Origin of the sequence: Xanthomonas pisi DSM 18956, assembly GCF_001010415.1 — a bacterium.
Lineage (GTDB): Bacteria > Pseudomonadota > Gammaproteobacteria > Xanthomonadales > Xanthomonadaceae > Xanthomonas > Xanthomonas pisi.
In genome coordinates this window covers 1-1143 of the sequence record NZ_JPLE01000109.1, presented here as the reverse complement: position 1 = coordinate 1143, position 1143 = coordinate 1, and the positions used below count along the sequence as shown (strand labels likewise).

Sequence of the window (1143 nt, the reverse complement as noted above, 5' to 3'; positions counted from 1 at the left end):
CCCGATCCTGCCACAATCGATCAACAACCCGAGTAGACGATTTCGATGCAACTGACCTTCGGTGACGCGGAGTACAACGGCAAACGCAAGCGGACGCGGCGTGAGGTGTTCTTGGCCGAGATGGACCAGGTCGTGCCGTGGAAGGGCCTGCTGGCGCTGATCGAGCCGCACTACCCGAAGTCGGGGCAGCCGGGGCGCCCGCCGTATCGGTTGGAAACGATGCTGCGCATCCACTTTTTGCAACAGTGGTATGGGCTGAGCGATCCATCGGCGGAAGAAGCGCTGTACGACACGGTGTCGATGCGCCGTTTCGCCAAGATCGGCGGGCTGGATGAGGTGCCGGACGAGACGACGATTCTCAACTTCCGTCATTTGTTGGAGCGGCACGATTTGGCGCGCAAGCTGTTCAATCGGGTCAACGCGCACCTGTCGCGCAAGGGGCAGAGCTTGCGCGGCGGGACGATCGTGGACGCCACGATCATCGCTGCGCCCAGTTCGACCAAGAACAAGGAAGGCGAGCGCGATCCTGACATGCATCAGACCAAGAAGGGCAACCAGTACTACTTCGGGATGAAGGCGCACATCGGGGTGGACGAGGAGTCCGGGCTGGTGCACCACGTCGAATGCACGGCGGCTAACGTGGCCGATATCACGCAAGCGCACAAGCTGCTGCACGGCAAGGAAGCCACGGTGTGCGGTGACAGCGGCTACACCGGGCTTGAGAAGCGCGATGAGATGAAGTGCAAGCGCAAGCTGCGCTACCTGATCGCGGAGAAGCGCTCGAAGTTGAAGCAGATCAAGAACAAGCGCGAACTGAAGTTGGCCAAGCGCTGGGAGCACACCAAGGCCAGCCTGCGTGCGAAGGTGGAACACCCGTTTCGGGTGATCAAGCGCCAGTTTGGCTACGCCAAGGTGCGCTATCGCGGTTTGGCGAAGAACACCGCACAGATGCTGACGCTGTTTGCCCTGTCGAATCTGTGGCTGACGCGCAAAGAGTTAATTCCTGCTGTGGGGAAGGTGTGCCTGTAATACGGGCAATACCCCGCAAACGCGCCGAAAACGGCAAACAATCGAGGATTTGAGCGCCCTCAGCGCGGCGGATGTGGCTTGCTTCATTTTCCGGCCCCGTTGATCAGACCATCC

Annotated in this window: 1 protein-coding gene; it reads left to right on the top strand. The window is 60.4% G+C overall.

What is annotated here, in order from left to right; genetic code table 11:
* Positions 1-45 precede the first annotated feature (45 nt).
* Complete coding sequence (locus Y887_RS17045) at positions 46-1029, top strand: IS5 family transposase (RefSeq protein WP_046965480.1); 984 nt, start codon at positions 46-48, stop codon at positions 1027-1029.
* The last annotated feature ends 114 nt before the right edge of the window (positions 1030-1143 follow it).